The following is a 20,183-nucleotide window of genomic DNA, read 5'->3' as shown; positions in this document are numbered from 1 at the left end:
TGCCCGCGCCCCTCTCCGCCCCCGCCGAGAGCGCCGCCACCCTCCCCCTCGGCGCCTCCGTCGACCTCAGCGTCCAGTCCGCGCCGACCCAGCAGTACGGCGTACTGCGCGGCAAGATCGTGGCCATCGGCCGCAACCCCCAGACCCGCCAGCGGATTTCCGCCTTCCTCGGCAGCGACCAGCTCGGCGAGCAGTTCTCCCAGCACGGCCAGCCGGTCGCGGTCCGGGTCACGCTCGACACCGCGCACACCGCCTCCGGTTACGCCTGGTCCACCTCGGACGGCCCGCCCTTCGCGCTGGACTCGATGACCCAGGCCACCGGCGCCGTCCACCTGGCCGCGCAGCACCCGATCGATTGGCTGCTCCCGTGACCGCACCGAACGACTCCGCGGCACCCCCGCAGCACCTGCCGCCGGCCGGCCGCGGCCGGCACCGCCCCGAGCACGCGCCGGCCGCCCGCCGCCGCAAGGGGCCGGCGCCCGCCGCAAAGGCCGGGAAGGCCGGGAAAGCCGTCCGCACGCCCACCGTGCTCCAGATGGAGGCCGTGGAGTGCGGCGCCGCCTCCCTGGCCATGGTGCTCGCCCACTACGGGCGCCACGTCCCCCTGGAGGAGCTGCGGATCGCCTGCGGCGTCTCCCGCGACGGCTCGCGCGCCAGCAACCTGCTCAAGGCCGCCCGCAGTTACGGCCTCCAGGCCAAGGGCATGCAGATGGAACCGGCCGCGCTCGCCGAGGTCCCGGCGCCGGCCATCCTCTTCTGGGAGTTCAACCACTACGTCGTCTACGACGGCATGGGCCGCCGCCTCGGCCGCCGCGGCGTGCACATCAACGACCCCGACAAGGGCCGCCGCTTCGTGGCCACGGAGGACTTCGACACCAGCTTCACCGGCGTCGTCCTGGTCTTCGAGCCCACCGACGCGTTCCGCAAGGGGGGCCGCAGGCCCAGCGTGCTCAGCGCCCTGCCCGCCCGGCTGCGCGGCACCACCGGCACCCTGCTGGCCGCGCTGCTCGCCAGCCTGCTGCTGGTCGGCGTCGGCGCCGCGGTACCCGCGCTCAGCCGCACGTACATCGACATGTTCCTGATCGGCAACCAGACCTCCCTGCTGGGGCCGCTGTTCGCCGCGATGACCGCGATGGTGGCGCTCACCGCCGTACTGACCGGCCTGCAACAGGCCAACCTGCTGCACGGCCGGATCATCTCCTCCACCCTCAGCAGCGCCCGCTTCCTGCGCCACCTGTTGCGGCTGCCGGTCACCTTCTTCGCCCAGCGCTCGCCCGCCGACCTCGTCCAACGGCTCCAGTCCAACGACGCGGTGGCCGAGACCCTCGCCCGGGACCTCGCCGCGGCAGCCGTGGACGGCGTCGTGGTGGTCCTCTACGCCCTGCTGCTGTGGACGTACGACCCCCAACTCACCGTCATCGGCGTACTGATCGCGCTGCTCAACGTCGTCGCGATGCGGATCGTCGTCCGGCTGCGGGCCACCCACACCCAGAAGCTGCGCGCCGACACCGCCCGGCTGACCAACACCTCGTACACCGGCCTCCAGCTCATCGAGACCATGAAGGCCACCGGCGGCGAGAACGGCTACTTCCGGCGCTGGGCCGGCCAGCACGCCACCACCCTGGAGGAACAGCAGCGGCTCGGCGTCCCCAGCGCCTGGCTGGCGGTCGTCGCCCCCACTCTCGCCACCCTCAACAGCGCCCTGATCCTGTGGATCGGCGGGCTGCGCGCGGTCGAGGGCCATATCTCCATCGGCCTGCTGGTCGCCTTCCAGGCCCTGGTGACGCGCTTCACCGCGCCGGTCACCCGGCTCAACGGCGTCGCCGGCCGCATACAGGACTTCGCCGCCGACGTCGCCCGCCTCAAGGACGTCGAGAGCTTCCCGGCCGACACCCTCTACTCCCGCCCGGAGGCGGACACCGGCACCCGCCGCCTCAAAGGCCATGTGACGCTGGAGGACATCACCTTCGGCTACAGCCCGCTCGACAAACCGCTGCTCACCGGCTTCTCCCTGGCCGTCGGTCCCGGCCGCCAGGTCGCCCTGGTCGGCGGCTCCGGCAGCGGCAAGTCCACCGTCTCCCGGCTGATATCCGGCCTCTACGCCCCCTGGGAAGGCACCATCCGCATCGACGGACAGCGGCTGGAGGACATCCCCCGCAGCGCGCTGGCCGCCTCGGTCTCCTTCGTCGACCAGGACATCTTCCTCTTCGAGGGCACCGTCCGGGACAACGTCGCCCTCTGGGACCCCTCGATCCCGGACGACGCGGTCATCGCCGCCCTCCAGGACGCCGCCCTCTACGACGACGTCATCGCCCGCCGCCCCGACGGCATCCACAGCCGCGTCGAGCAGGACGGCCGCAACTTCTCCGGCGGCCAGCGGCAGCGCTTGGAAATCGCCCGCGCACTGGTACGGCGCCCCAGCATCCTGGTCCTCGACGAGGTCACCAGCGCCCTGGACGCCGAGACCGAGGCGGTCATCATGGACAATCTGCGGCGGCGCGGCTGCGCCTGCGTCGTCATCGCCCACCGGCTGAGCACCGTCCGCGACAGCGACGAGATCGTGGTCCTCGACCACGGCGTGGTCGTCGAACGCGGCCGGCACCAGGACCTGGTCGCCGCCGGAGGCGCGTACGCCGAGCTGGTCAAGGAGCACTGACGTGGCATCCGTACACCCGGCTCCGGAGGCGGGATCCGCCACGGGGTCCGCCGCGGGACCCGCCCAGGGGCCGGGCGAGAGCGACGCGGTGCGGCACGCCCTGGGCGGCCTCGGCGCCCCCGTCGACTGCACCGGGCTGCGCAACGTCCCCCTGGAGGGGCCGCACGTCCTGTGGCTGGTCACCGGCGGCTTCCTGGACCTCTTCGCCGTCGACGCCGCCCAGGAGGGCCACTGGCACTTCCTCGGCCGCCTGGAAGCCGGCGCCCTGCTGCTCGGCCCCGTCGAGGGCCCCCAGCACACCCTCTTCGGCCGCCCCTCCCAGGACTGCGGGCTGCGCCGGATCGCGCTGCGCGAACTGCCCCGCCCCGACCACACCGGCTACGGCGAGCAGGGCGAGTACGCGTACGGCTACGACGACACCTACGGAGGGCAGGCGCCCACCGCGCTGGAGCACGCCTTCGCGCTCGGCACCGCCCGCAGCCTGGGCGTGCTGTTCGAGGCACCGCTGGACGGCCGGCCCACCGACGAGGCGGTGGCCGACGACGACATCCTCTGGATGCCGGTGCCGCCCGGCAGCGTCCAGTACGGCGCCTCCTACAGCGCGGAGGCCGCCGCCGACCTGCTCGTCGACCCCGCGCTGTGGCAGCGCATGGTCAACCAGCAGTACCGGCTGCTGTCCGCCGTCGACCGCTGGATCGAGCAGCTGGAGCGCGCCCACGAGGACCGCACCGCCGCCGGCATCAAGGCGGGCGAGGCGGTCCGCGAACGCGCGGACCAGGCGCTGCTCGCCTCCATCGGCAAGGACCGCTCGGGACGCTCCGCCGCGGGCCGCGACCGGGCCGGCGACGACGCGACCTTCGCGGTCTGCCGCCAGGTCGCCGCGGCGGCCGGCATCACCCTCACCGAGCCTCCCAAGGGCGCCGCGGCAGGCGACCGGATCAGCGCCGTCGAACGCGTCGCGGTCAGCTCCCGGATCCGCACCCGCGGCGTACGCCTCGACGGGCGCTGGTGGCGCACCGACGCCGGCCCCCTGGTCGGCATGCGCGCCAAATCCGGTGCTCCCGTTGCCCTGTTGTGGCGCCGCGGACGCTACGAGGCGGTCAACCCCGCCTCCGGTCTGCGGATACGCATAGGCAAGGACAACGCCGACGAGTTCGAGCCGCGCGCGGTGATGTTCTACCGGCCGCTGCCGGACCGCCCGATGAACATGTGGCGGCTGATGCGCTTCAGCCTGCGCGGCACCCGCATGGACGCGCGCAACCTGGCCCTCGGCGGACTGGTGACGGTCGGCCTCGGCGCGCTCGTCCCGATCGCCACCGGCAAGGTCCTCGGCGTCTACGTACCGGCAGCCGAGCGCAGCCTGATCGTCCAGGTCGCCCTCGCCGTCATCGTCTCCGGCGTCGTCTCCGCCGCCTTCATGCTGCTCCAGAACCTCACCGTGCTCCGCATGGAGGGCCGCATCGAGAGCGTCCTCCAGCCCGCCGTCTGGGACCGGCTGCTGCGCCTCCCGACGAAGTTCTTCGCCGAGCGCTCCACCGGCGAACTGGCCAGTGCCGCAATGGGCATCAGCGCCATCCGCCGGGTGCTGGCCGGCGTCGGACCGGTCGCGGTGCAGGCCACCACGGTCGGCGCGATGAACCTCGTCCTGCTGTTCCTCTACAGCGCCCCGCTCGCCCTCGCCGCGATCGCCATGCTGCTGGTCATCGGCGCGGTGTTCCTGGTCATGGGGCTGTGGGAACTGCGCTGGCAGCGCAAGCTGGTCACGCTCGGCAACAAGCTCAACAACCAGGCGTTCCAGACCCTGCGCGGCCTGCCCAAGCTGCGGGTCGCGGCGGCCGAGAGCTTCGCGTACGCGGCCTGGGCCCGCGAGTTCGCCCGCTCCCGCGAACTCCAGCAGAAGGCCGGCCGCATCAAGAACCTCACCACCGTCCTCAACGCGGTCTACCTCCCCCTCTGTTCCCTCGTCCTCTTCCTGCTGCTGGCCGGCCCCGCCCGCGGCACCATGTCGGCCGGCTCCTTCCTGACCTTCAACACCTCGGTGACCATGCTGCTCACCTCGGTCACCCAGATCACCGGCGCGTTCGTCTCGGCCGCCGCCGCGCTCCCGATGTTCGAGCAGATCAAGCCGGTGCTGGACGAGGCCCCCGAGGTCCGCGGCGGCAGCGCCCAGCCCGGCGTCCTCTCCGGCGGCATCGAGGCGCGCCGGCTCTCGTTCCGCTACACCGACGACGGCCCCCTGGTCCTCGACGATGTCTCCCTCCGCGTCGAGCCGGGCGAGTTCGTCGCCGTCGTCGGCCCCAGCGGCTGCGGCAAGTCGACCCTGCTCCGCCTCCTCATCGGCTTCGACAAGCCCACCTCGGGCAGCGTTCTCTACGAGGGCCAGGACCTCGCGGCCCTCGACCAGGCGGCCGTGCGCCGCCAGTGCGGTGTCGTCCTGCAGAACGCCCAGCCGCTCACCGGCTCGCTCCTCGACTGCATCAGCGGCGCCGAGGCGTTCACCCAGGAAGAGGTCTGGGCGGCGGCCGAAATGGCGGGCCTGGCCGAGGACATCAAACGGATGCCGATGGGCCTGCACACCATGATCTCCGGCGGCGGCGCCATATCCGGCGGCCAGCGCCAGCGCCTGATGATCGCCCAGGCACTGGTCCGCCGCCCCCGCATCCTCTTCTTCGACGAGGCCACCAGCGCCCTCGACAACGAAACCCAGCGCATCGTCATCGACAGCACCCGCAAGCTCAGCGCCAGCCGCCTGGTCATCGCCCACCGGCTCTCCACCGTCATGGACGCCGACCGCGTCATCGTCATGGCCGACGGCCGGGTCGTCGAGCAGGGCGCCCCCGCGGACCTGCTCGCGGACACCGGCGGCCGGCTGCACGATCTGGTGCGGCGCCAGTTGGCGTGAGGGCGGGCCTTCCCGTAGTCCCCGGAACCGCCGCACAGGCGGCTCCGCCGCCGAAACCGTCGCCCGGTGGCCGCACGGTACACGCGTGCGGCTGCTGGAGCTCCAGGGACCCCAGAAGCGGTGGGACGGAGCAGAGGTAGCCGTAGCGGCCGGGAACCGGACGCGTGATCCGGCCGACTACCTGTGCCGGGTCACGAGCGTGACCCCGCGGCCGGCCGACCGGCCGGTGCGTTGCAGGTAGGGGAGAAGGCCCATGCGTCCTGGGAAGTTGTGCGGTGTCGCGATGCTGGTCGCGCTGACCGCCACCGCGTGCGGTGGCGGCGGTGCCGGCAGTACGGGAACCGGGAGCGGTGCCTCCGGGAGCGGCGGCTCCGGCTTCCCGGTGAAGGTCGCCGACTGCAAGGGCGCCGAGACCACCTTCACCGCCGCGCCGCGCAGGATCGTCACGAGCAACGCCGCCGCCCTGGAGATGCTGCTGCGGCTGGGCGCCGGCGACCGGGTCATCGGGACCGGCTTCCCGCCCGGCAAGGGCACCTGGAAGGGCGACCTGGGCGCGCGGGCGCAGCGCGTCCCGGTCCTCGGGAAGGCCGTCATCCCCAAGGAGAAACTGCTCGGCTCGGGCGCGGACCTCTACATCGACACCTTCGCCGCCATGAGCAGGATGGGCGGGGCCGGCGACGCCCCGACCGAGGAGGAGTTCAGGGCGGCCGGCATCCGGCACATCTTCCTCGCCTCCACCGCCTGCGCACCGATGGCCAAGAGCCCCCAGCAGGACCTGTCCGGCGTGGAGGGCGACATCACCCGGCTCGGCGCGGTCACCGGCACCGCGCAACGGGCCCGCGAACTCGTCGCCGGCATGCGGGAGAAGGTCGCCGCCGTCCGCAAGGCCGTGGGCGACGTACCCGAGGAAAAGCGGCCGAGCTACTTCTTCTTCGACTTCGACGCCGGCACCAAGCAGCCGATGGCCGTCTGCCGCAAGCAGGTCGCCAACGCCGTGCTCACCCAGGCCGGTGCGCGCAACATCTTCGGCGACTGCGACGGCGCCTTCACACCGGTCTCCTGGGAGGACGTGGTCGCCCGGAACCCGGACTGGATCCAACTGGCCGTCCGGGACCGGGGCGACGCCGCCGCCAACGCCAGGGCGTTCGACCAGGCCGCCGCGTTCCTGAAGTCCTTCCCGGCCACCAGGGGATTGGCGGCCGTACGGAACGACCGGTTCCTGCGGATCGGCTCGGAACGCACGACGATCGCCGGGGTCGGCAACGCGGACACCGTGGCGCAGATCGCGCACACGCTGTATCCCACGCGGTTCAAGGCGGCGCGGTAATGGCGGCGGTGCGCGCGGCGGCGGACGGTGCGGCCCGGACGGAGTCCGCCCCGTCCGGACCCGGGCGCGGCCTCCGCGCCGGGGCACTGGCACTCGGGCTGGCCCTCGCCCTGATCGCGGCGCTGACCGCCGCGGTGTCCCTGGGCGCCACGGACATCGCCCCCGGACACGTATGGGCCGTGGTCCTCCGCCGGCTGGGCGGCACCGCACCGCAGCCCGGCACCGACGACCTCATCATCTGGCAACTCCGCGTCCCCAGGGCCCTGTTGGCGGCCTGCGTGGGCGCCGGACTGGGACTGGTGGGCACCGCGACCCAGGCCCTGGTCCGCAACCCCCTCGCCGACCCGTACCTCCTGGGCATCTCACACGGCGCCTCGCTCGGTGCGGTCGCCGCGATCGTGCTGGGCGCGGGCGCCGGCGGTGCGCTGGGGTTCGGGCTGTCGGCCGCGGCCTTCGCGGGCGCGCTCGCCGCCTTCGCCCTGGTGTGGTGCCTGGCGCGCCGCGGCGGCGGCTTCTCCCCGCTGCGCCTCGTCCTGGCCGGCGTGGGCATCGGCCAGTTCCTCTCCGGCTTCACCAGCTACCTGGTCCTCCAGGCCGGGGACGAGCAGCAGACCCGTGGTGTGCTGTTCTGGCTGATGGGCAGCCTGAGCGGGGCGACCTGGAGCGCGCTCGGGCTGCCGGCCCTCGCCGTCGCGACCGGGCTGCTGGTGCTCCAGGCCCGCGCCCGCGCCATGAACGCCCTGCTGATGGGCGACGAGACGGCCGCCGGCCTGGGCATCGACGTGGTCCGGCTGCGCCGCGAACTGTTCGCGGTGACCAGCCTGTTGACCGGCGTCCTGGTCGCCGTCTCCGGGGCCATCGGCTTCCTCGGCCTGATGGTGCCGCACCTGTGCCGGCTGCTGCTCGGCGGCGACCACCGCCGGCTGCTGCCGCTCTCCGCCCTCACCGGGGCACTGGTCCTGGTGGTCGTCGACGTCGTGTGCCGCACGGCCCTGGCCACCCAGGAACTCCCCGTCGGCGTCGTCACCGCCCTGATCGGCGCCCCGGCGCTGCTGTTCATCCTGGACCGGCGGGTGGGGGCGGCGGGATGAGCAGGCGCACGGACACCGGCGGGGACACGGGCACAGAGCGACACGGCTACGGGGACGGAAGGGCGGCCATGAGGATCGACATCGAGGAACTGCGGGTCGCCTACTCAGGACGGGACGTCGTCGCCGGCGTCCGTCTCATGGCAGCCGCCGGGGAGATCGCCGGGCTGGTCGGCCCCAACGGCAGCGGGAAGTCCACCGTCCTGCGGACCGTTTACCGGCATCTGCGCCCCACCGCCGGGCGGGTCCTGCTCTCCGGAACCGACATCCGCACCCTGGCACCGGGCCGGGCCGCCCGCCATGTCGCCGCGCTGCCCCAGGAACGCGGCGGCGACTTCGAGCTGACCGTGCGCGAAGTGGTCGCCATGGGCCGCACACCCTACAAACGGGCCTTCGCGGGGGAGGACGCCACCGACCGGGAGACGGTGGCACAGGCCCTGGCCGGCGTCGGCATGTCCGGCCAGGAGGCGCGCCGCTTCTCCGCCCTCTCCGGAGGGGAGCGCCAACGCGTGCTGCTGGCACGGGCGTTCGCCCAGAATCCGGACGTCCTGGTGCTCGACGAGCCCACCAACCACCTCGACATCCGCCATCAGGTGGAGCTCCTGGCCCTGCTCCGCGCGCAGGCCCGCACCACCCTGATCTCCCTCCACGACCTCAACGCCGCGGCTTCCCTCTGCGACCGCCTGCACGTCCTGCACGCCGGCCGGCTGGTCGCCTCCGGCCCGCCCCGCACCGTGCTGACCCCGGAACTCCTGGCCGAGGTCTTCGGCGTACGGGCCGCGGTCACGGAGCACCCGTTGACGGGCGATCCGCTGATCGCGTTCGACCACCGCCGGGCGGCCGACTCCGTCCGGTGCTGAGCCCGGGGCGCGGCAAGCGGCGGCGCCGCGGCCCCGAGCCGCGGTGACCGGTGTGGACGGCCGGGCCGGAACCGGCCGTCCACACCGCTCACGGCCCGGCCGCAACGGCCGAGGCGGCTTCGGGGCTCATCCCGTCGCCGCGGGTCCCGTCCCCGCGGCCCGTCCCGTTCGCGCCACCGCGAAGTGGCTCGGCCGCCCCGCGCGCACGACCAGCCGACCGCGCGCCTCGGCGTCCGCCCGCCGCAGCAACTCCACCCGCCCGTCGGGGTGTTCCAGCACACACGCATGCCAGGGCGTCAGCCAGGCATCCGGCGCCTCCAGCAACCGGATGCCGAACTTGGCCGAGCCGCGCGGCTGCGGATGGATGGAGAGCCGGACCGCGCCGGGGTGATGCTCGTCGATCAGCCCGCCCCATGCGCGGCTGCGCCGTATGACGCCGTACGCGCGGGCCCGGCAGTCGCGTTGCAGCGCCGAGCGGGTGCCGGGGTACGAGGCGAGGTCGGTGTCCTCGAAGAGGAACCGGGTGATGCCCTGGTACAGCCGCCGGGCCGCCTCGTCGCCGCGGGTCTCGGCCCGTAGCTCCTCCGGCGTCGGCGCATGGGCTTCCTGGATCCGGGCCCGCTTCGCGGCGTACGGCAGATCCCCGTAGGCCGCGCGCAGATCGAACACACCGAGACGGGCCGCCAGCCCCTCGTCGCGGATCATCGCCCGCAGCCCGTCCCCGTACGCGTCGATGTCCGTGTCGGGGACGCGGATGAGGTCGCTGAAGACATGTCCGTCCGAGCAGATGACGACCCGTGCACCGGGCGGATGGACGGCCTCGATGCGGGTGCACAGGCGGTCGAGGAAGCGCAGTGCCAGCCGCTCGCCCTCGTCGGGGACGGTGCCGAGCACCTTGGCGGGGTTCGGCGACTTGCAGGGGAAGCCGGGCAGCGTGAAGCGGATCGGCTCACCCGCCGCGACCCAGGGCGCGAGCTGCCGCAACTGGGCGGGAAACGCCGCGGGGACGTCGTCGCGGGCGGCAGCCCCGTGGGGGCCGCGGCGGTGGTGCGGGGAGTGGGGGGCCTCCAGGGCGCGGCGGTACGGCAGGAGGATGCGGAGGACCGCCTCGCAGGTGGCGCGGGTCGCACGGTGGGAGCCGTCGGTGTGGACGTCGTCGCGGGCGGCGCCGCCGGCGGTCGCGGGGTGCGGCTCGGTGAGGGGGGTCAGCATGTCGAGCTGTCCGCCCGGTGCAGGGGGCAGCCCGCGGCGGTCGGCCCAAAGGCAGCGGGCTCCGCTCCGGTGCGGACCACGGCGGCGGTACCGGCCGTACCCTCCGCGTCCCCGCCGTACGTCACCGGGAGGTGGTCGACACCGCGTGCCAACACCGCCGGAATCCACCGCAGTTGCGACTCCGGGACGGCAAGGCGCAGGCCGGGCAGCCGTCTGAGCAGGGACCCCAGAGCGATCTGGAGTTCCACGCGGGCGAGGGCGGCACCGGGGCAGAAGTGGATGCCGTGGCCGAACGCGAGGTGCGCGTTGGGGGAGCGGTCGAAGTCGAGCGTGTCGGCGCCGGCGAAGCGGCGGTCGTCGCGGTTGGCCGCGCAGAGCGAGACGATGACGGAGTCGCCCGCCGGGATCCGGGTGCCGTGCAGCTCGCTGTCCTCGGCGAAGAACCGCCAGGTCGTCAGCTCGAACGCGGCGTCGTGGCGCAGCAGTTCCTCGACCGCGCGGGGCAGCAGGTCGGGGCGGGCGGCGAGCGCGGAAAGGTGGCCGGGGTGGCGCAGCAGGGTGACCAGGGCGGTGGTGATCTGGTTGGTGACCGGTTCCTGGCCGGCGACCAGCAGCTGGAAGATCATCGAATCCAGCTCCGGCTGCCCGAGTTCACCGCCGTCGCGGGCCGCGACCAGACGGGACAGCAGATCGTCGCCGGGTTCCCGGCGCTTGTGGTCGACCAGGTCGGCGATGTACCGCTGGAGCCCGCCCAGCCGCGCCTCGTAGGCGGCACGGCCGGGGTCCTCGGGCCCCACCGGCTGTACGACCTTTCCCCAGTCCCGGTCGAATCGGGCCGCGAACTCCCCCGGCAGCCCGATGACTTCGGCCAGTACCCGGAACGGGAAGTGCGCCGCGAAGGCTTCCACGAGATCGACCGGGCCGGTGTCGGGGAGCCGGTCCAGCAGCGCGTCGGCCATCGCCTGGAAGCGCGGGCGGAGCGCCTCGACGCGCTGCGGTGCGAAGGCATCGGTGATCATCCGGCGCAGCGCGGTGTGCCGGGGCGGGTCCTGATGGAGCAGATGCACCTGGAGCTGGGAGTGCTGCGGCTCCGGCATGATCGAAGCACGGGCCCGCCATGCCGCGTTGCCGCGTGAGTGGTGCTTGCCCAGGCGGGGATCGGTCAGTGCCTGCTGCGCGGCCTCGTACCCGGTGACCAGCCAGGCGCACACCCCGCTGGGGAACCGCACCCGGTGCACCGGGCCGCGCGCCCGCAACTCGGCGTAGAGGGGATACGGGTCGCGTTTGTAGTCGGCGCCGTAGAGGTCCGTGGGGTGGGGCGGTCGGGCCGGTTGGCCTGGTGTGGGCATGGGGTCTCCTTCGGGGCGGGCCGGGACGGCTCGGCGTGTGAGAGGTCGGGCGAAACGCGGACCGGGTTCCCGCCGAACCGGGAAAATTCCCCCGCCCGGGGAATCGGTGGGACGGGCGGAGCGGATCGTCGCGGCTCACGGGGCCGACCGCGGTCGCGGCGGTCCGAACGGGACCGCGGGCAAACCCAGTTAGTCGTCCCCCGACGGCCCCTAGTTCCGCTCCGGACACGGGACGAACCTCACGTGCCGAACACCCCCCGATCGTCCGCCCCCCCCCCCTCCCCCCTGCCACGATGACGCGATGACCACCCCCGCGACGTCCCCCGTGCCACCCCACCGCGACCGGCGGCCGGCATCCCCCGCCGCCGGCTCCCCTGCCGCCCGGACACCGGCACGCCCCCGGTCCCTCGCACGGTTCCTGCCCGCCCGTCCGGTCGCCGGCCTCCTCGGCCTCCTGGCGCTGCTGTTCGCCGTCTCGTACGCGGCGGGAACCGCCGTCGGCCCCGTGGCTCCTGGCCTGCACCCCGCCGATCGCGCCCGCACCGGCACCACCGAACCCACCGGCGACGGAGGCATGGGCTCCATGCCCGGCATGGGCTCCATGGGAGCCCCGTCCCCCGCCCCGGTGACCGTGGGAGAGCTGCGATGACACCGGACCCCCACCCCCGCCGGACCCCGTCCGCACACCCTCAACTCACCACCACCGAGGCCGGACTCACCACCTCCACCCTCACCATCGGCGGCATGACCTGCGCCGCCTGTGTGGGACGGGTCGAGAAGAAGCTCGGGCGGATGGACGGCGTGACCGCCTCGGTGAATCTGGCGACGGGGCGGGCACGGATCACTCACCCGGTGGCGGTCTCCGCCGGCGAACTCATCGCCACCGTGGAGGCCGCCGGGTTCACGGCACGGCTGCCGGAACCCGTCGCACCGGAGCCCGACGACGCCCACCAGCGGCCCGCCGAGGCCGCCGGCCGCCACGACGACGGATCACGTGCCGAGCGGCAGCGGCTGCTGCTGACCGCCCTGCTGTCGGTGCCGGTACTGGTGCTGTCGATGGTGCCGGGCTGGCAGTTCCGCAACTGGCAGTGGCTGTGCTTCATGCTCGCCGCACCGGTCGCCGTATGGGGTGCCGCGCCCTTCCACCTCCGCGCGCTGCGGGGCCTGCGCCACGGTGCCGCGACCATGGACACCCTGGTCTCCCTCGGCGTCGCCGCGTCGTTCGCCTGGTCCACCTACGCGCTCTTTCTCGGCGGAGCCGGCGCGCCCGGTATGACGATGCCGTTCAGCCTGCTGCCCACCGCCGGTGACGGGACGGCGCATCTGTACCTCGAAGCGGCCGTCGGCGTACCGCTGTTCGTCCTGGCCGGACGCCGGATGGAGGCCGGCGCCCGGCGGGGCACCGGCGCCGCGCTGCGTTCGCTGGCCGAACTCGCCGCGAAGGAGGTGGCGGTACGCGGCGAGGACGGCAGCGAACGCCGTATCCCGGCCGATCGGCTGCGGGTCGGGGACCGGTTCCTGGTACGGCCGGGGGAGCGGGTCGCCACGGACGGCACCGTCGTCGTCGGCGGCTCGGCACTGGACCTCTCGCTGATCAGCGGGGAGAGCCGCCCGGTCGAGGTCGGGCCGGGCTCCGAGGTGGTCGGCGGAGCGGTCAACTCCGGTGGTCTGCTGGAGGTCCGGGCGGACGCCGTGGGCGGCGACACCCAACTCGCCCGGATCACCCGGCTCGTCGAGGACGCGCAGACCGGCAAGACCCGGGCGCAGCGCCTCGCCGACGCGGTGGCCGCGGTCTTCGTGCCCGCCGTACTGACCGTCTCGGTCACCGTCCTGGGCTTCTGGCTCGGCGCCGGGGCCGACCCGCAGGCGGCCGTCACCGCGGCCGTCGCCGTACTGGTCGTCGCCTGCCCGTGTGCGCTGGGCCTGGCCACCCCGACCGCGCTGCTGGCCGCCACCGGACGCGGCGCCCAGCTCGGAATCCTGGTCAGCGGGCCGCGCGCACTGGAACGACTGCGCCGCATCGACACCGTCGTCCTCGACAAGACCGGCACCCTCACCACGGGGCGGATGACGGTCAGCGCCCTGACACCGCGTACCGGCGGCCTCGATCCGCAGGACGCACTCCGGCTCGCCGCCACCGTCGAGCAGGGCTCCGAGCACCCCGTGGCGCGCGCCATCACCGCATACGCCCACGACCGAGCCGCAGACCGCCCCAGCCGACCAGCCGCTTCTGCAGGGGACTTCACCGCCACCCCCGGCATCGGCGTACGCGGTACGGCGGACGGGCACCAGGTGACCGTCGTCCGGCCGCCGGACGACCCCGGCGACCTGCCGGCTCCGCTGCCGGACGCGGTGCGGGCGGCCGAAACCGCCGGCCGCACCGCGGTCCTCGTCACCGTAGACGGGGTCCCGGAAGCGGTCATCGCCGTCGGCGACACCCTGCGCCCCGACGGCTACCGCGCGGTCGACCATCTGCGCCGCCTCGGCCTGCGGCCCGTCCTGGCCACCGGCGACCGCGCGGCCACCGCCCGGGCGGTCGCCGGAGCGCTCGCCATCACCGAGATCCACGCCCAGGCCCGTCCCCAGGACAAGGCCGCGCTGGTGACGACCCTCAAGGAACAGGGCGCCCGGGTCGCCGTGGTCGGCGACGGCGTCAACGACGCGGCGGCCCTCGCACTGGCCGACCTCGGCATCGCCATGGGCAGCGGCACCGACGCGGCGATCGGCGCCGCGGACGTGACCCTCGTACGCGAGGACCTCCAGGCCATCGCCGATGCCGTACGCCTCGCCCGCCGTACGCTCGGCACCATCCGCGGCAACCTCCTCTGGGCCTTCGGGTACAACCTCGTCACCGTGCCGCTCGCCGCGGTCGGTCTGCTCAACCCGATGCTCGCGGCAGCCGCGATGTCCGCCAGCTCCCTGCTCGTCGTCGGCAACAGCCTGCGCCTGTGCGCCTGGCGGCCCCCGGGCGCCGCACGCTCCGCCCGGCGCACCAACGCGCCGTACAACAAGGCCACTTGGGAGACCTCATGAACCGCCCGCGCCTGGTGGCGGTCGCCGTACCGCTCCTCACCTGCCTGGCGACCCTCGGTACGCTCACGGCCTGGGCCGCGACCGGTCACGCGGGCACCCCCGCCCGGCTGACCGCCACCGAGGGGCGCGTGCTGATCCCCGCCGGCAACGACGCCACCGCCGCCTTCTTCACCCTGCGCAACACCGGCACCGCGGACGACGTGCTGACCTCGGTCACCGGCCCGGCGGGCCACCGGACCATGCTCAGCCGTGACGTCCCCGCCGGCCGCAACGCCCGCACCATGGCCATGGTCGGCTCCGCCACCGTCCCGGCCGGCGGCTCGCTGACCATGACGCCCGCAACCCTCGACGTCATGATCAGCCCGCCACCCCGGCTCACCCCCGGGGACCGCCTCACCTTCACCCTTCACTTCCGCGACAGCCCGCCGCTGACCGTCCGGGCCCGTGCGGTACGCCCCGGTGAGGAGGGTGCGAAGCAATAGCGGGTGCGTCGCCCGGGGTTCACGATCGGGCCACCGCCCGACCGTGAACCCCGTCGCGACGCCGGGACGCGGCCCGTCAGGCCACGGCGCCGGCGAGATCGCGCGGCTGCCGGTCACCCGGCCCCGGTCTTGCGAACGCCACGCTCCCCGGGCGCGATGCCCGAACCGCGCCCCCGCCGTCCGCGCCCCGCCGTGCGGCCTCCGCCTCGCTCCCGGCCTCGCCCCCGGCTTCGCTCCCCGCCTCGGCGTCCGCCAGCAGCGCGATCAGCGTCTCCCGGGCGCGGGCCACCCGGGACCGCACCGTTCCCACCGGGCAGCCCATCACCCCGGCAGCCGCCGCGTACGGGAGCCCCAGCAGCTGCGTCAGCACAAATGCCTCCCGCCGCCGCGGTGTCAGCGCCGCGAGCAGTTCGGTCAGCGCGATGCCCTCCTCGAAGCCCGGAACACCGCGTGGCTGCACCCGTTCCGCCGCGGTCTGCCAGTCGTCGGTCGCGGCCATCCGCGGCCGTACCGCATGGGAGCGGATGCGATCCGCCACCACCCGCCGGGCGATCGTCAGCAGCCAGGTCCGCGCCGACGACCGGCCCTCGAACCGCGGCAGACCGCGCAACGCCCGTACGTAGGTGTCCTGCACCAGATCGTCGGCCGCCTGCGCCTCCCCGCTCAGGTGCGTGACATAGCGCCGCACATCGAGCTGGGTCGCCTTCACGAACTGCTCGACGGCCCGTTCGTCACCGGTGCGGGCGGCCAGCGCCCAGCCCGTCACCGTCTCGTCGTCCCGCATACCGTTCCGTGCTCCGTCACGCATACCGGGACCGCCCCTCGCCGCGTGTGGCGGCTTGATGGAGGATGGGCGCATGCTCTGCTCGCGCATCCGTACGGCACTCTCCGCCCGCCTCGACGGCGAGGAGCTGCCCCCCGGGATCACCCCCCGCGGCCTCGACGGCCATCTCTCGGACTGTCCGGACTGCCGCGCCTGGGACGCCCAGGCGCGAGCGCTGACGGCGGCCCTCGACCGCGCCGCCGCGCGCGCGGAACGAGGCGGTGCGCGCACCCGTACCCGCAGCGGCGGCGCGGCGCCGTCCGACGGAGGGGCATCCCCCGCCGCCGGCACCGTCGTTCCCCTCGACGACACGGCGGCCGTCGAGGCGCTGCTCGCCCGTGTGCGGTCGGTGCCCGCACCGGAGGCCGCGCCCACCGCCGCGGTGGACGCGGCCGGCGGGCGGACGGACTGACCGACCGGCAGGCGCACCGGCCGGTGCCCCGGCGCGTGCCGGGCATCCGCCCATGCCCACCCGCGCGCCGGGAAGGGAAACGGACGCGGGCAGCGGAGCCGCCGGCATCCGGACAGGATTCATCATCTGGAGTCCTCTGGAGTCCTTCGCGTGATCCGGTCATCGCGCATACGGCGCGGACGACCGGTGAAGTCGAAGCCGGACATCCGGGCACGCGGCGACGGCCCGCGAAGGCGAGCGCCTTCAGGGCAGCGGCCCTCAGGGGAGCCGTTTCCGAGGAGCGGCCCATGTCCGCCCCTGTGTTGCCTCCGTGCCGGTCCGGCCGGGAAGTTCGACCGTGCTGTCAGCCGACAGCCGGCTCACGCGGCGGGCCCCGCAGGGACATCGCATGGGCGAGCAGCAATTGGCGTACCGCACACCGCGGCTCCTGCCGGGCGGGGCGCGGGACGGGCCCCGCATCGGGCAGTACGACCCGCGACACCAGCACCAGGGGCGCGAACAGCCGGACCGACACGCTCCGTACCAGCCGGAACGCCGCCCGCTCACCGCCCCACAGCCACCACGCGCTCAGCAGGGCGACCAAGAGGTGCGCGGCGAGCATGCCGCCGGCGCCACCGCCGTGCATGCCCGGATGCCCCGACGGCATCCCCGCCATCCCGCCCATGGCGTCCATCGCTCCCATGGAATGCGCGGACCCCATGGGGCCCATCGACCCCGTCTGCCCCATCTGCGACGCCATCCGCGCCGCATCGATGTCGGCGACCGACAGCCCCTGCCCGCCGCAGAGCCAGGTGCTCGCCCACTCCCGTGCCAGCGGGGCCCGTTGCCCGGCGGTGGGGGCGGCAAGTGCCTGCCCCAACGAGAACGCGCTGTGCAGCCCCGCCTGGGTGGCCACGGTCAGCGTCCCGACCAGTACCGGCCCGCGTTCCCGGCCGGCGAGGCACCATGCCCCGGCCGCCGTCGTCAGACCGGCCGCGAGCAGCATCCAGCCGGGCACCGCGGTACCGGACATCACCACGTGCCCCAGCGCAGCGAGGAGCACGCAGACCGTCGCGAACACCGCGGCGCGCAGCCCCCTCAGAACCTGCCCCGCATCCATGACAGCCCCATCGTCGCACCCCGCCTCCGCGCGGCTCTCCGCACCCCCGTCGCTCGTCGTGGCGTTATGCCCGTATCGCCGAGAAGATGGCGATCGCGCGATTCCGCCCGGCCGGCGACGGCGCGGCCGGGTCACCACTGCCCTTCCTCCGCGGGCGATTCCTGAAGCGGCGGCCGGCTCGCATCCCCTTCCCACCCTCCGGCCGACGCCCGCTCCGTCTCCCCGCTACTGTCCTTGGACATGACCGCATCAGATCCGTCCCACGCGCCCGAACCGTCCGACGTCCGCAGCACCCGCACCGCCTACGACACCGTCGCCGTCGACTACGAGCGGCTGCTGCGCTCCGCGCTCGCCGAGATGCCGGTGGACCGCGCGATGCTCGGCGCGTTCGCCGAACTCGTGCGGGCCGACGGCGGCGGCCCGGTCGTGGACCTCGGTTGCGGACCCGGCCGGATCACGGGACATCTGCACTCGCTCGGACTGGACGTCTGCGGTGTCGATCTGTCGCCCGAGATGGTCGCGGTGGCCCGCAAGACGCACCCGGAGCTGCGCTTCGACGAGGGGTCTATGGCCGAACTGGACCTTGCGGACGGCGGGTTCGCCGGGGTGGTCGCCTGGTACTCGATCATCCACACCCCGCCGGAGCGCCTGCCGGTGCTGTTCGCCGAGTTCGCGCGGGTCCTGGCCCCGGGCGGACATCTGCTGCTCGCCTACAAGATCGGCGATCAGCCGCACCACCTGGACCACGCGTACGGCCATGAACTCTCGCTCGACGTCTACTGGTTCCCGCCCGACCGGATAGCCGAGCTGCTCAACCAGGCCGGTTTCGCCGTGAACACCCGGGTGGTGCGCGAGCCGGAGGGACACGAGAAGGGCCCGCAGGCGTATCTGCTGGCACGTAAGGCGGGGGAGTAGCGGGGGAGCAGGGCAGCAGTCGCCGGCCCGGGGAAGCCGTGGCACGCCCGTCAGAACTCCCCGGCCAGGCCCTCCCAGTGGTCGGCCAGGGACGTCAGCAGGTGCATCAGGTCGGCGCGCTGCACGGGGTCGTACGGCTCCAGCAGCCGTTCGTCCAGCCGCCGCACCCGCTCCTGGGCGCCGCGGAGGGTCCGCTCGCCGTCCTCGGTGAGGTACAGCAGCTTGCGCCGTCCGTCCGCGGTGTCGGTGCGGCGGACCACCAGGCCCCGGCTCTCCAGCCGCCGGGCCACGTCCGCCATCGTGGAGGTGTCCAGCGCCACGGCCGACGCCATCGACCGCTGATCCCGCCCCGGTGCCGCGTCCACGGCCGTCAGTACCGCGAACTGCGGCCCGGTGAGCGTCGGATCGACCGCGCGCACCCACACCGCGAGATACGCCTGGTAGAGCCGCCGCACCTGATACCCGGGAGCGGCCGTCAGGGCGTGCGGAATTGTGAATTCCGGTGCGCCGGCCGTCGATCCGGCGGGTATGGACTCGGGGAATGCGGGCGCTCGGTGAGTGGTCTCGTCAGCCATGGGGTCACTCAATCACGGTGCGCCGGGCCGCCCACCGTGGACCGGCATCGCCATGCTCACCTCACCACCATTCACGCCGACTTCGCGCGCCGCGTCACCGGCCCGCCCCTGTCGGCGCTCGCCCGAGCAGCACCGCGACGGGCGGCGGTGACCACCCGCCGCTCGCACGGCGGGACGCGGCCCGCCGGCCGCGCCCGCCGTCTTCGCCGGTCCGCCCTACGGTCGCGGCCCGATCACCCGCCCCTCCCCGTCCCGGACCGTGATGGCCAGCGCCGGACACACATCGGCCGCGTCCAGCGCCCGCTCGTCCGGTGCGATGTCCGTACGCACCGGACGGGAGTGCGCGCCGTTCAGCACGAACAGCTCCGGCGCGAACCCGGCGCAGGCGCCCGAGGCGATGCACAGCCGCGGATCGATCTCCACCTTCCAAGCCACCGCGCTCACCACCCCACCGGCATGACCCGCGGCCCGCGTACCAGCATCTCGGTCTTCCACACCACGTCCCCGGCCAGGTGGAGTTCCGGGAACCGGGTCACCAGGCCCAGGATCGCCTCCTGGAGTTCCAACCGGGCCAGCGGCGCCCCCAGGCAGTGGTGGACACCGTGGCCGAAGCCGAGGTGCTGGTTGCCGGCCCGCGAGATGTCCAGCGTCCCCGGGGTGTCGAACCGCAGCGCGTCCCGGTTGGCCGCGCCCACCGCGACCAGGACGGGCGAGCCGGCCCGCACCAGGGTGCCGCCGACATCGATGTCCTCCTTGGCGTAGCGCGGCTGGCTCGCCCCGCTGCCGAGCGGTACGAAGCGCAGTAACTCCTCCACGGCGGTCCCGATCGACTCCGGGCGCTCCCGCAGCAGCCCGAGTTGCCCGGGGTGGTCCAGCAGCGCCAGGACGAAGTTGGGAATCTGTGTGGCGGTGGTCTCGTGCCCGGCGACCAGGATCCCCACGCACAGATCGACCAGTTCGAGCTCCGACAGCCGGTCGTCGACATCCCGCGCATCGATCAGCGCCGTCATCAGGTCGTCCCGCGGCGCCCGCCGGTGTTCCTCGATCAACTTCCGCATGTACGCGCGGAGTTCTTCCTGATTCGCATCGAACTCCTCCGCGGTCAGCGAGCTGGTCGACAGTGCCGCATCGCTCCACCGCCGGAACAGCGGCCGATCCTCCGTCGGCACCCCCAGCAGCCGGCAGATCACCGCCACCGGAATGGGCAGCGCATAGCGGTCGACCAGGTCCGCCGGCGGCCCGGCGGCTTCCAGCTCGTCGAGCAGTTCCCGGGTCAGCTCCTTGACCTGCGGCCGGAGCTTCTCGACCTGACGGACCGTGAAGGCCTTCGCCACCAAGGAGCGCAGCCGGGTGTGATCGGGCGGATCCATGCCCAGGATGCCGCTGTCCCGGCGCCCTTCGGACTGCCGCGGTTCATCGTGCAGCGCGCCCTCGGCCCGGCTGAACCGCT

The 20,183-nt window shown here is 73.9% G+C and carries 17 protein-coding genes and 1 pseudogene; 11 read left to right on the top strand and 7 right to left on the bottom strand.

Annotated features, from left to right (window positions below):
• The 6 genes and pseudogenes from RZ84_RS40575 to RZ84_RS04690 form a co-directional block, all read left to right on the top strand.
• Positions 1 to 371: pseudogene (locus RZ84_RS40575) on the top strand (hypothetical protein); the annotation flags it as partial.
• Between the two features lie 155 nt (positions 372 to 526).
• A complete protein-coding gene (locus tag RZ84_RS04710) occupies positions 527 to 2,656 on the top strand; it encodes an NHLP family bacteriocin export ABC transporter peptidase/permease/ATPase subunit (protein WP_277816896.1) in 2,130 nt (709 codons plus the stop codon).
• A gap of 88 nt (positions 2,657 to 2,744) precedes the next feature.
• Positions 2,745 to 5,558, top strand: coding sequence for an NHLP bacteriocin export ABC transporter permease/ATPase subunit (locus RZ84_RS04705; RefSeq protein WP_052230423.1), 2,814 nt, complete (start codon positions 2,745 to 2,747; stop codon positions 5,556 to 5,558).
• Between the two features lie 253 nt (positions 5,559 to 5,811).
• A complete protein-coding gene (locus RZ84_RS04700; RefSeq protein WP_241777576.1) occupies positions 5,812 to 6,885 on the top strand; it encodes an ABC transporter substrate-binding protein in 1,074 nt (357 codons plus the stop codon).
• Entirely contained in the window at positions 6,885 to 7,976 is a 1,092-nt protein-coding gene (locus tag RZ84_RS04695) for a FecCD family ABC transporter permease (RefSeq protein ID WP_043263204.1), read from the top strand. The genes RZ84_RS04700 and RZ84_RS04695 overlap by 1 nt, the downstream gene beginning before the upstream one ends.
• A 68-nt stretch (positions 7,977 to 8,044) precedes the next feature.
• A complete protein-coding gene (locus tag RZ84_RS04690; RefSeq protein WP_043263203.1) occupies positions 8,045 to 8,833 on the top strand; it encodes an ABC transporter ATP-binding protein in 789 nt (262 codons plus the stop codon).
• Positions 8,834 to 8,959: 126 nt separating this feature from the next.
• Here RZ84_RS04690 and RZ84_RS04685 read toward each other — a convergent pair whose 3' ends face one another.
• Positions 8,960 to 10,045, bottom strand: a complete 1,086-nt coding sequence (locus RZ84_RS04685; protein ID WP_052229789.1) for an L-tyrosine/L-tryptophan isonitrile synthase family protein — start codon at positions 10,043 to 10,045, stop codon at positions 8,960 to 8,962.
• A complete protein-coding gene (locus RZ84_RS04680; protein ID WP_078893581.1) occupies positions 10,039 to 11,394 on the bottom strand; it encodes a cytochrome P450 family protein in 1,356 nt (451 codons plus the stop codon). Before RZ84_RS04680 ends, RZ84_RS04685 begins: the two co-directional genes overlap by 7 nt.
• Before the next feature lie 301 nt (positions 11,395 to 11,695).
• Here RZ84_RS04680 and RZ84_RS34940 point away from each other — a divergent pair, with 301 nt between their 5' ends.
• Genes RZ84_RS34940 through RZ84_RS04665 form a run of 3 tightly spaced genes read left to right on the top strand, consistent with a single transcriptional unit; the run spans position 11,696 to position 14,909 of the window.
• The gene (locus RZ84_RS34940; protein WP_107068074.1) at positions 11,696 to 12,043 is read left to right on the top strand and encodes a hypothetical protein; all 348 of its coding nucleotides are present in this window, start codon (positions 11,696 to 11,698) and stop codon (positions 12,041 to 12,043) included.
• Complete coding sequence (locus RZ84_RS04670) at positions 12,040 to 14,427, top strand: heavy metal translocating P-type ATPase (RefSeq protein WP_078893580.1); 2,388 nt, start codon at positions 12,040 to 12,042, stop codon at positions 14,425 to 14,427. Before RZ84_RS34940 ends, RZ84_RS04670 begins: the two co-directional genes overlap by 4 nt.
• Positions 14,424 to 14,909: a copper chaperone PCu(A)C gene (locus RZ84_RS04665; protein ID WP_043263202.1), complete on the top strand. Its 486-nt coding sequence runs from the start codon at positions 14,424 to 14,426 to the stop codon at positions 14,907 to 14,909. The genes RZ84_RS04670 and RZ84_RS04665 overlap by 4 nt, the downstream gene beginning before the upstream one ends.
• Positions 14,910 to 14,985: 76 nt before the next feature.
• On the opposite strand, the gene RZ84_RS04660 is transcribed toward RZ84_RS04665, so the two are convergent.
• Entirely contained in the window at positions 14,986 to 15,717 is a 732-nt protein-coding gene (locus tag RZ84_RS04660; protein WP_241777575.1) for a sigma-70 family RNA polymerase sigma factor, read from the bottom strand.
• A 49-nt stretch (positions 15,718 to 15,766) separates the two neighbouring features.
• Here RZ84_RS04660 and RZ84_RS04655 point away from each other — a divergent pair, with 49 nt between their 5' ends.
• Entirely contained in the window at positions 15,767 to 16,144 is a 378-nt protein-coding gene (locus RZ84_RS04655) for a zf-HC2 domain-containing protein (RefSeq protein WP_043263200.1), read from the top strand.
• Between the two features lie 343 nt (positions 16,145 to 16,487).
• Here the strand turns inward: RZ84_RS04655 and RZ84_RS04650 are convergent, their stop codons facing one another.
• On the bottom strand, positions 16,488 to 17,243 hold the full coding sequence (locus tag RZ84_RS04650; RefSeq protein WP_043263199.1) for a hypothetical protein: 756 nt from the start codon (positions 17,241 to 17,243) through the stop codon (positions 16,488 to 16,490).
• A gap of 240 nt (positions 17,244 to 17,483) precedes the next feature.
• Here RZ84_RS04650 and RZ84_RS04645 point away from each other — a divergent pair, with 240 nt between their 5' ends.
• Positions 17,484 to 18,158 (top strand): class I SAM-dependent DNA methyltransferase, encoded by a 675-nt coding sequence (locus RZ84_RS04645; protein ID WP_043263198.1) that lies wholly within the window; start codon positions 17,484 to 17,486, stop codon positions 18,156 to 18,158.
• A gap of 50 nt (positions 18,159 to 18,208) precedes the next feature.
• Here RZ84_RS04645 and RZ84_RS04640 read toward each other — a convergent pair whose 3' ends face one another.
• The 3 genes from RZ84_RS04640 to RZ84_RS04630 all read right to left on the bottom strand — a co-directional run.
• The gene (locus RZ84_RS04640; RefSeq protein ID WP_043263197.1) at positions 18,209 to 18,733 is read right to left on the bottom strand and encodes a MarR family winged helix-turn-helix transcriptional regulator; all 525 of its coding nucleotides are present in this window, start codon (positions 18,731 to 18,733) and stop codon (positions 18,209 to 18,211) included.
• Positions 18,734 to 18,949: 216 nt separating this feature from the next.
• Complete coding sequence (locus tag RZ84_RS04635) at positions 18,950 to 19,177, bottom strand: ferredoxin (protein ID WP_043263196.1); 228 nt, start codon at positions 19,175 to 19,177, stop codon at positions 18,950 to 18,952.
• The coding region (locus RZ84_RS04630; RefSeq protein ID WP_241777574.1) for a cytochrome P450 at positions 19,174 to 20,183 on the bottom strand (1,010 nt) is incomplete at its 5' end. The genes RZ84_RS04635 and RZ84_RS04630, both read right to left, overlap by 4 nt.

Source organism: Streptomyces sp. CT34, from assembly GCF_000805335.1.
In the GTDB taxonomy this organism is placed as follows: Bacteria; Actinomycetota; Actinomycetes; order Streptomycetales; family Streptomycetaceae; genus Streptomyces.
The sequence above is the reverse complement of the archived record's forward strand: the minus strand, read 5'-3'. Positions and strand labels throughout refer to the sequence as shown.

Excerpts from the sequence above, each read along its gene's own strand:
- RZ84_RS04690 (WP_043263203.1), top strand. The coding sequence starts at position 8,045 with ATGAGGATCGACATCGAGGAACTGCGGGTCGCCTACTCAGGACGGGAC.
- RZ84_RS04645 (WP_043263198.1), top strand. The coding sequence starts at position 17,484 with ATGACCGCATCAGATCCGTCCCACGCGCCCGAACCGTCCGACGTCCGC.
- RZ84_RS04665 (WP_043263202.1), top strand. The coding sequence starts at position 14,424 with ATGAACCGCCCGCGCCTGGTGGCGGTCGCCGTACCGCTCCTCACCTGC.
- RZ84_RS04695 (WP_043263204.1), top strand. The coding sequence starts at position 6,885 with ATGGCGGCGGTGCGCGCGGCGGCGGACGGTGCGGCCCGGACGGAGTCC.
- RZ84_RS04700 (WP_241777576.1), top strand. The coding sequence starts at position 5,812 with ATGCGTCCTGGGAAGTTGTGCGGTGTCGCGATGCTGGTCGCGCTGACC.
- RZ84_RS34940 (WP_107068074.1), top strand. The coding sequence starts at position 11,696 with ATGACCACCCCCGCGACGTCCCCCGTGCCACCCCACCGCGACCGGCGG.
- RZ84_RS04680 (WP_078893581.1), bottom strand. The coding sequence starts at position 11,394 with ATGCCCACACCAGGCCAACCGGCCCGACCGCCCCACCCCACGGACCTC.
- RZ84_RS04640 (WP_043263197.1), bottom strand. The coding sequence starts at position 18,733 with ATGGCTGACGAGACCACTCACCGAGCGCCCGCATTCCCCGAGTCCATA.
- RZ84_RS04670 (WP_078893580.1), top strand. The coding sequence starts at position 12,040 with ATGACACCGGACCCCCACCCCCGCCGGACCCCGTCCGCACACCCTCAA.
- RZ84_RS04685 (WP_052229789.1), bottom strand. The coding sequence starts at position 10,045 with ATGCTGACCCCCCTCACCGAGCCGCACCCCGCGACCGCCGGCGGCGCC.
- RZ84_RS04650 (WP_043263199.1), bottom strand. The coding sequence starts at position 17,243 with ATGGATGCGGGGCAGGTTCTGAGGGGGCTGCGCGCCGCGGTGTTCGCG.
- RZ84_RS04655 (WP_043263200.1), top strand. The coding sequence starts at position 15,767 with ATGCTCTGCTCGCGCATCCGTACGGCACTCTCCGCCCGCCTCGACGGC.
- RZ84_RS04660 (WP_241777575.1), bottom strand. The coding sequence starts at position 15,717 with ATGCGTGACGGAGCACGGAACGGTATGCGGGACGACGAGACGGTGACG.